The sequence below is a fragment of the Streptomyces sp. NPDC057486 genome, from assembly GCF_042802415.1.
Classification (GTDB): Bacteria; Actinomycetota; Actinomycetes; order Streptomycetales; family Streptomycetaceae; genus Streptomyces; species Streptomyces yanii.
Genome location: NZ_JBHVEE010000227.1, coordinates 1 through 8,995 on the forward strand (window position 1 = coordinate 1; position 8,995 = coordinate 8,995).

The following is an 8,995-nucleotide window of genomic DNA, read 5'->3' on the forward strand; positions in this document are numbered from 1 at the left end:
CCACCGAGTCGATCGTGATGCGGTCCAAGTCCGGCACGATCCGGAAGATCGACTCGACCCACCGGCTGTCGAAGCTGCGCGCCTACAGCGCGATCGACTTCGACCGCGCGCAGTAGACCGCGCGAGGCACGCGCGAGCGGGCCTCGTCCGGCCGGGAGAACGTGAAGAGGCGCCCCCCATGTGCGGTGGGGGCGCCTCTCCGCGTCGACGGCGGGTGGGGGCGGCTCGTCGCGTCCCGCGAGGCCCCACCGATCCGCTGAGGTCGGGTCCGCCCCGGTCAGGTCCGCTCCGGTCAGCCGGCTGCGGCGATGTGGTCGGCCGAAGCGGCGGCCTTGTGCTCCATCTCGCGCCGTCTGCGGCGGGCGAGCACCACACGGCGTTCGGCGGCGGTGAGGCCGCCCCACACCCCGTACGGCTCGGGCTGCACCAAGGCGTGCTCCTGGCACTCGATCATCACCGGACAGCGCGCGCAGACCCGCTTCGCGGACTCCTCTCGTGACAGTCGGGCAGCAGTCGGCTCCTTCGACGGGGCGAAGAACAGCCCGGCTTCGTCCCGGCGGCACACCGCCTCCGAGTGCCAGGGGCCGGCCTCGTCCTCCCGAGCAGGGGTGCGCTGGGTGGGGACGGCGGCGACCCGCAGGGGCTGATGCGGCAGTTGCAGCACGATCTACTCCTGACGACGGCTTCGCGAGCGAGAGACGATGCAGCAGTCCCTACCCGCTGTGCGTGCGCCTATGCACTGAGTGGCACCGAGTTCCGGGCTGCGAAATGGTGATCGATCGGAAAATTGGCTTGATTGAAACGGTGCGGACCGGCGCGACGTGCCGTGGTTCAGTGGCCGAGGTGTTTGCGCAGCTTGTTGTGGAGATCCGTGATCAGTTTCCCGCGCTTCGGCTTCGCCTCGACGTTGCCGAAGACCGAATAGCCGTTGACGATGACCACTGGTGCTTCCGGGTCTGCGGATTCCAGTGTGACCACTTCGAAATTACCGAAAACACCCGTCCCGCTGCCGCGCAGCGAGATGTTCTCCGGCACCTTGATCTCGACACTTCCGAAGATGGATGTCGCGTTGATGACGGTGAGTCTCTGGCCGAAAAGCGCCTCGGTCAGATCGATCTCCACACTGCCGAAGAGCGAGAAGGCGTTCGTACGGCCGCCGACCCGCCAACGGCCCTTGCGGGTGGAGCTGCTGAAGATCGCCACCAGGTTGTCGGCCGGGCCGGTGGGGGCCTCGGGGCCGTACGCGTACGGTGCGGCGGACGGCGGCAGGGCGCTCCCTCCGGGGGTCGGCAGATCCCGTACCAGCGGCTCGAGTTCACCGACGGTCTTGGCCCGGTAGACCGCGTCGACCCGCTCGGCATGCTCCTCGGCGGTCAGCCGGCCCTCGGCCATGGCATCGCGCAGGATGTCCGCGATCCGGTCGCGGTCCGCGTCGGAGGCACGGATGCCCGCGGGCGCGGATTGCGCCGGGGCGGCGGGCTGCTGGGGGTGCTTTTCGAGGTCCACCGGCCAAGCGTACCCAAACGCGATAGATCGCGACTAGAGCCTCTCCGTCGGATCGGCCCGGGGCGCACGGCGGGCCGATCGGGGAGTCGCGCCCGCCGCACCCGGGGCGGCCGCGCGCCTTCGACTGAGCCTTACCTCACAGCTTCGGCACCCTTGCGACGTTCTACCCTGGTGGGTGCGCTGACCAAGGGAGGCCAGCCGCTGTCGCCGAGTGAGGAATGGCCGTAATGCCAGAGTTTGCGTACTCCGATCTGCTCCCTCTGGGAGAGGACACCACGCCATACCGGCTGGTGACCGCCGAGGGCGTCTCGACCTTCGAGGCCGACGGCCGTACGTTTCTCAAGGTCGAGCCGGAGGCGCTGCGCACCCTGGCCGCCGAGGCGATGCACGACATCTCGCACTACCTGCGCCCCGCCCACCTGGCACAGCTGCGGCGGATCGTCGACGACCCGGAGGCGTCGTCCAACGACAAGTTCGTGGCGCTCGACCTGCTGAAGAACGCCAACATCGCCGCCGCGGGCGTCCTCCCCATGTGCCAGGACACCGGCACCGCGATCGTCATGGGCAAGCGCGGGCAGAACGTGCTGACTTCGGGTGGTGACGAAGAGGCGCTCTCGCGCGGCATCTTCGACGCGTACACCAAGCTCAACCTGCGCTACTCGCAGATGGCTCCGCTCACCATGTGGGAGGAGAAGAACACCGGCTCGAACCTCCCGGCCCAGATCGAGCTGTACGCCACCGACGGCGGCGCCTACAAGTTCCTCTTCATGGCGAAGGGCGGCGGCTCGGCCAACAAGTCGTTCCTCTTCCAGGAGACGAAGGCCGTCCTGAACGAGGCCTCCATGATGAAGTTCCTGGAGGAGAAGATCCGTTCGCTGGGAACCGCGGCCTGCCCGCCGTACCACCTGGCGATCGTTGTCGGCGGCACGTCGGCCGAGTTCGCGCTGAAGACCGCGAAGTACGCCTCCGCGCACTACCTGGACGAGCTGCCCGCCGAGGGCTCCCCCACGGGTCACGGCTTCCGGGACAAGGAGCTGGAGGAGAAGGTCTTCGAGCTGACGCAGAAGATCGGGATCGGCGCGCAGTTCGGCGGCAAGTACTTCTGCCACGACGTGCGCGTGGTGCGGCTCCCCCGGCACGGCGCCTCCCTGCCCGTCGCGATCGCCGTCTCCTGTTCCGCGGACCGTCAGGCCACCGCGAAGATCACCGCCGAGGGTGTGTTCCTGGAGCAGCTGGAGAAGGACCCGGCGCGCTTCCTGCCGGACACCACGGACGAGCACCTGGACGAGGCCGGTGACGTCGTCAGGATCGATCTGAACCGGCCGATGGACGACATCCTCGCCGAGCTGACCAAGTACCCGGTCAAGACCCGCCTTTCGCTGACCGGCCCGCTGGTCGTGGCGCGCGACATCGCGCACGCCAAGATCAAGGAGCGGCTGGACGCGGGCGAGGAGATGCCGCAGTACCTGAAGGACCACCCGGTGTACTACGCGGGTCCGGCGAAGACGCCCGAGGGGTACGCCTCGGGTTCCTTCGGCCCGACGACGGCCGGGCGCATGGACAGCTATGTCGCACAGTTCCAGGCGGCGGGCGGCTCCAAGGTGATGCTCGCCAAGGGCAACCGGTCCAAGCAGGTCACCGACGCGTGCGATGCGCACGGCGGCTTCTACCTCGGCTCGATCGGCGGCCCGGCGGCGCGTCTGGCGCAGGACTGCATCAAGAAGGTCGAGGTCGTCGAGTACGAGGAGCTCGGCATGGAGGCGGTCTGGAAGATCGAGGTCGAGGACTTCCCGGCGTTCGTCGTCGTCGACGACAAGGGCAACGACTTCTTCACCGAGCCCGCCCCGGCGCCGACGTTCACCAGCATTCCGGTGCGCGGTCCCGGTCTCGCCTGACCGGCAGGACTCGGCCCGCTGCGGGGGCGTCACGGTTTCGGCCGGGGCGCCCCCGCGGCGCGTCCGTGACGGAGTCGGCGCCCGACCGCTCGGGTCCGCGCTCCTTCGTTCAGGTGTCGAGCAGTCCTGACGTGGCGAGCAGATAGCCCAGCTGGGCGCGGCTGTTGCTGCCCAGTTGTTCCGAGACCTTGCGCATGTGCTCGGCGACGCTGCGGCGGCTCATGCCGAGCCTTCGGGCGATCGACGCGTCCGTCTCGCCGCCGACCACCGCCAGCAGAATGGTGCGCTGGAGGTCGGACGTGATGGCCGGGGAGCGCGGTGGTGCGTCCTCCGGGCGGACCGGGACGGAGCGGGACCATGCATGGTCGAAGTGCCGGACCAGCAGGGCGATCAGGGCCGGGTGCTGGACCCGCAGGGCTGTGTGCGGCTCCTCGTGGACCGGGACGAATGCGACGTCGCGGTCGCAGACGATGACCCGGTCGACGACCTCGGCGAGCGTCCGTACCTCGGCGCCGGCCGACGTGACCTGCTCGATGTACGAGAGCGTCGCACGGTGCGTACGGACGGTGTGCTGGTAGATCGTCCGTTGTCGCACGCCTCGCCGCAGCATCGCCAGATCGCGCGGCAGTGCCTCGCTCAGGACCTGCGCGGAGCGTCCGCCGCCGGGCTGCGCGGTGAGCAGCTCCTCCCGGCAGCTCCCGACGGCGGCGTCGAGCGCCTTGTTGATCACGGCTCTTCCGGCGAGCCGGCTGAGGGCGGGTTGTTCCGTCCGGTGCACATCCGCGTACAGCCCCTCGAAGGCGGCGAGGGCGGCGCGGGTGGCACGCAGGGTCCGGCGCTGCCGGACGATCGCCTCCTCGATGGGCCCGAGCGCGGCGAAGGAGGCCGTCTCCGGCGGTACGGGGATCAGGGAGCCCGGCGCTTCGCGGTCCGCCACCACCAGCTGGAGGGCACGCAGACAGGCGGGCGCCTCGGTTTCCGGAAGCCCTCCTTCCATCAGGGCGCGCCGGTAGGCCGTCAGGGCGGTGGCACAGGGGCGGTCCGACGACGATTCGCGGCAATCACATGCGCCTGGGATGGAATGATCGTCCTTCACAAGGATGCAGATTACATTCATGCAAACGGGCCGACATCCGGGTTCACGGTTACTCGACCACTATGTGCGGGTGACGCTCCGCACCGACCACTCCCCCGACCATTCGGCCGACCGGCCGGACAACTCGGCCCGCGGCGAACGGCGTTATCGCTTCCTGGTCGCCGGACACGCCGTCTCCTCCTACGGCACGTTCCTGAATATGGTGGCGCTCAATCTGTTCGTCTACGAGACGACGGGTCGGGCGATCGCCATGGGGCTGTTCATGGCGGTACGGCTGGGTGCCGGCTTCGTCGCCGGCATGACGGCCGGCTCGCTGCTCGCGCGTTTCACGGCCAAGGCCGTCATGCTCTGGACGAACGCGGCGCAGGCGGCCGTGATGTTGTTGCTGATCCTCGCGCCGGACGGGCTGCGGACAGCGGCGCTGGTGGCTGTGTCCGTGGTGATCGGTGCCTGCGGAACGCTGTTCATGGTGGCGCTGCGCAGCTCCATTCCCGAGATGGTGGGCGAGGAGCGGCGCGGATGGGCGAACTCGCTCTCCATCACGGGGCGTTCGCTGGCGATGGTGGCCGGTTTCGCCTCGGCGGGTGTGGTGGTGTCGCTGGTCGGGTACACAGCCGCGTTCGTGGTGGACATGGTCACGTTCGTGCTGTGTGCCGTGACGGTGGCGCTGCTGCCGGTCACGGGCGGGGGCAGGACGGGCGGGGCCGCGGAGCGGGCGGGGCGGCGGTCGGGGAAGCCCGGTGCGTTCGCCGCGCTGGCCGCCGCGCCCGGTCTCGGTCTGATGGTGGCGCTGCGCGGGGTGGACGCCTTCGGTTCCTCGTCCCACAACGCGGGGCTGCCGGTCCACTCCGCCGACCTCGACCCCTCGCACCCCGCGGTGTTCGTCAGCTCCTTCTGGTGTCTGTGGGCGGTGGGGAACGTCCTCGCGCAGCAGGTGATCCAGCGGTACACGAAGCGCACCGGCCGGTCGGTGGGCGCGCTGGGCTTCGGTTACGGCACGATCGTGATGTCCGGGGCCTTCGTCCTCGCGTTCGCGGGGTTCCCGCTCGTCGCGACGGCCGTGATCGCGCTTGTCGCGGGCGCGGCGGACGGGTTCACGGAGGTCTCGTACACCTCGCATCTGCAGACACTCCCGGCCGGCCCGCGCGGTCACGCCTTCGGACTCTCCGCGACGTTCGAGAATCTCGGCTTCGGTGTCGGAATGATCCTTGTCGCGGCGGCACTCGACCGCCACACCCCGCTGACCGTGGTCGGGTGGTCCCACGGGGCAGCGATCCTCGTCGCGCTGGTGTTCGTGCTCCGGGTGGCGGGGCTGCGCAGAGGGACGGGATTCAGCCAATCTTGAGACCACCTGCGGGAGTCGCGGACCGTACCGGAGCAGGCGGGGACTGCGCCCCGGACCCCGCGCCGCTGTGCCCTCCTCCCAGCGACCCCTGCGACGGGGCCTCGAACGCGACAATCCCGCACCGCCGCTTTCACGCAGGGAGCGCCGGATCGGGCTTGCGCCGCTCCGGGACCGCGCCAAGGGTTGGTGGACGTTCCCGGAGCACTCCGCCGATTCCCTGCGCCGCCGGCCGCGCCTCCACCCGCGTGCCACCCGCTCCACCCCCCTCACTCTCGCTACCGAACACCGGAAAGGTGGACGCCGTATGACGCCGGCACCCCATCTCAGCCACGCCAGCCGCCGCAGCCACGCCGACGACCTGCTCGCCTTCATCGGCGCCGCCCCGTCCCCCTACCACGCGGTGGCCGAGGCCGCCCGGCGCCTGGAGAAGGCCGGCTTCCGTGAGCTGCAGGGCACGGCCGACTGGACGGGCACGACCGGCGGCAGCTTCGTCACCAGCGGCGGCGCACTGATCGCCTGGTACGTCCCCGAAGGCGTCCCCGCCCACACGCCGTTCCGGATCATCGGTTCGCACACCGACTCACCGAATCTGCGGGTCAAGCCCACCCCCGACACCGGCTCGGCGGGCTGGCGCCAGATCGCCGTGGAGATCTACGGCGGAGTCCCGCTCAACACCTGGCTCGACCGGGACCTGGGGATATCCGGGCGGCTCGCGCTGCGCGGCCGCGGTGGCGCGACCATGTCGCGGCTCGTCCGGATCGACGAACCGATTCTGCGCGTACCTCAGCTGGCAATCCATCTGGACCGTACGGTCAATGAAGGTCTGGCGCTCGACCGGCAGCGCCATGTCGCCCCGCTGTGGTCGCTCGGCGCACCCGAGGACGGCGCGCTGGTGCGCCGGGTGGCTGCGGCGGCCGAGGTGGACCCGGCCGAGGTACTGGGCTGGGACCTGATGCTGCACGACGTCCAGCCGCCCGGATACCTGGGCGTGGACCAGGAGTTCGTGGTCTCTTCGCGGCTGGACAACCTGGTGTCGGTGCACGCGGGCGTCACCGCCCTGGCCGACGCGGCGACGGGCGCCGAGCCGCCCTCGTACATCCCCGTCCTGGCGGCCTTCGACCACGAGGAGGTCGGCAGCGGCTCCGAGACGGGTGCGCAGAGCCCGCTGCTGGAGCGGCTCCTCAGCCGCTCGGTCACCGCGCGCGGCGGCAGCTCCGAGGACTGGTCGCGCGCCCTGTCGGGTACCTTCTGCGTCTCCGCCGACATGTCGCATGCGGTCCACCCCAACTACGCGGAACGGCACGACCCGGATCACCACCCGCTGCCCAACGGCGGACCGGCGATCAAGGTCAACGTCAATCAGCGGTACGCCACCGACAGCACCGGCATGGCGGTGTTCGCTTCGGCATGCGAACGGGCCGGCGCACCGTGGCAGCATTTCGTCTCCCACAACACGATGCCGTGCGGCACGTCGATCGGCCCGCTCACCGCGGCCCGGCTGGGTGTCCCGACGGTCGACGTGGGGGTGCCGGGGCTCTCCATGCATTCGGCGCGCGAGCTGTGCGGGGCGGACGATCCGGGGTATCTGGCCGCCGTACTGGGAGCGTTCGTGGGCGAGGCCGCGAGCCTGTGAGCGGAACGGGGCAGGGCGACCGCACCGGCGGCCGCCCTGCCCCGTCGGCCGTTACGCGAAGCGCTGCTTCGCCGTCCCGTCGCACGCCTGCAGCTTCAGCGGGTCCTTGGCCGCCGCCAGCGTCAGACACAGGCCGGTCGACGCGGCCGGGCGCATGGTGCCCGACTGCCTGACGAACTGCTGGTTGGCCGCGCCCGAGCAGTTCCACAGGATGACCGTGGCGCCCGCCCTGTAGTCGGCGCCGGGCACATCGAGGCACCGGTCGTGGCTCAGCTCGGTGTGGACGCTCTTGCGGGCGGTGTCGTACCACCAGCCCTGGTTGCGGCCGCCGTGGCAGTCCCAGCCGCCGATCGGGGTGTTGTTACGGGTCACCGAGGCGGGGACGTCCACACAGGTGCCGGTGGCCTCGTTCTTGAGGGGCTTGAAGAGCGAGTCCCAGGCAGCCGGCTCCAGGACCGGCTTTCCGGTGCCGGCCGGGTCGGCGCAGCTCGCCTCGCGCAGACCGGAGTTGTAGATCTGGGTCAGGCACGACGCGAAGGCCGCGTGCCCGTTCGCGTTCGGGTGGAAGGACTGCCGGACGGAGTTGGAGTCCGGCGGGAAGTGCGAGAGGTCGATGTAGAGACCGCGGGCCCAGGTGGACTCGCTGCAGACCTCGTGGCCGTGGAAGAGACGGGAGTTGTCGAGGTAGACGGCACCGGTGTCGGCGGCGGCCTTCCGCATCCCGCGCTCGAAGGCGGGGACGGCGACGTTACGGCCCCAGGCGGCGTCGGAGTCGTACCCGGCGCAGCCGCCGGGAAGCTTGCCGGGGAAGTTCGGGTTGTCGTAGAAGTCCGGGCCGATCGGGCTCGGATAGCCCATGACCACGAGCTTGTAGTCGCTGCTCCTGTAGCCGGCGTCGGACATGACGGTCTTCAGATCGCGGACCGTCTGCTCGACCTTGGGGACGAGCCCGTCGACACGGGCCTGCCAACCGCCCTCGTACTTCGGCTGGCAGACACCCTGGAGGAGGACCCAGCGTTCGACGCAGTCCGTCATGACCGGGCCGAACTGGAGGTCGTCGTTGGCGCCGGCCACGAGCAGGATCATCTTGATGCGGGTGTTGCGCGCCTTGATGGCGAGGTTGTCGCTCTGCACGAGCTCGTCGGCGTACTGCTTCGAGCCGCCGATGACGATGTTGCCGGTGTACGCGCCGGAACAGGAGACGTTGTACGTGACGTCGGCCGGGATCCCGGTGCGGTGGATCGCGGAGTCGGGCGAACGGTGGCACCAGTTGTCGGGGCCGTTCGTCCCCGCCTCGTACGTCCCGACGCCCTCGCCGGAGATCTCGCTGTCGCCGAGCGAGATCAGCCCGGTCCTGCGGTCGGCGAGCGGGCGCTCGGCCGGGCTCCCGTACAGCTGGGTGGCTTCGGCGGCGCGGATGGCCTCCAGCTCGGGCGGGAGGGGGGTCGATGCGGTAGTGGTGGTACCGGACCGGTCTGCCGCGCCTGCCGGTCCGGCTGCGGCGGCCCTGCCCCCGCAAG

Annotated in this window: 7 protein-coding genes and 1 pseudogene; 4 read left to right on the forward strand and 4 right to left on the reverse strand. The window is 70.3% G+C overall.

Annotation, left to right across the window (positions count from 1 at the left end):
- Positions 1-116 (forward strand): annotated as a pseudogene (locus ACFU6I_RS46570) (fructose-bisphosphatase class II); the annotation flags it as partial.
- 176 nt (positions 117-292) lie between these two features.
- On the opposite strand, the gene ACFU6I_RS46575 reads toward ACFU6I_RS46570, so the two are convergent.
- Both ACFU6I_RS46575 and ACFU6I_RS46580 read right to left on the reverse strand, forming a co-directional pair.
- A complete protein-coding gene (locus tag ACFU6I_RS46575; RefSeq protein WP_384380094.1) occupies positions 293-664 on the reverse strand; it encodes a WhiB family transcriptional regulator in 372 nt (123 codons plus the stop codon).
- A gap of 167 nt (positions 665-831) precedes the next feature.
- A complete protein-coding gene (locus ACFU6I_RS46580; protein ID WP_384380097.1) occupies positions 832-1,506 on the reverse strand; it encodes a DUF1707 domain-containing protein in 675 nt (224 codons plus the stop codon).
- 227 nt (positions 1,507-1,733) lie between these two features.
- On the opposite strand from ACFU6I_RS46580, the gene ACFU6I_RS46585 reads away from it, so the two are divergent.
- Positions 1,734-3,401: a fumarate hydratase gene (locus tag ACFU6I_RS46585; protein ID WP_345515310.1), complete on the forward strand. Its 1,668-nt coding sequence runs from the start codon at positions 1,734-1,736 to the stop codon at positions 3,399-3,401.
- A gap of 109 nt (positions 3,402-3,510) precedes the next feature.
- Here ACFU6I_RS46585 and ACFU6I_RS46590 read toward each other — a convergent pair whose 3' ends face one another.
- Entirely contained in the window at positions 3,511-4,497 is a 987-nt protein-coding gene (locus tag ACFU6I_RS46590; protein WP_384380100.1) for a LuxR C-terminal-related transcriptional regulator, read from the reverse strand.
- A gap of 154 nt (positions 4,498-4,651) precedes the next feature.
- Between ACFU6I_RS46590 and ACFU6I_RS46595 the strand changes: the two genes are divergently transcribed.
- Positions 4,652-5,842, forward strand: a complete 1,191-nt coding sequence (locus ACFU6I_RS46595) for an MFS transporter (RefSeq protein WP_384380109.1) — start codon at positions 4,652-4,654, stop codon at positions 5,840-5,842.
- A gap of 304 nt (positions 5,843-6,146) precedes the next feature.
- Positions 6,147-7,475, forward strand: coding sequence for a M18 family aminopeptidase (locus tag ACFU6I_RS46600; RefSeq protein WP_384380103.1), 1,329 nt, complete (start codon positions 6,147-6,149; stop codon positions 7,473-7,475).
- A gap of 51 nt (positions 7,476-7,526) precedes the next feature.
- Here the strand turns inward: ACFU6I_RS46600 and ACFU6I_RS46605 are convergent.
- Positions 7,527-8,995, reverse strand: a 1,469-nt coding sequence (locus tag ACFU6I_RS46605; RefSeq protein ID WP_384380106.1) for a ricin-type beta-trefoil lectin domain protein, incomplete at its 5' end; no start/stop codon positions are given.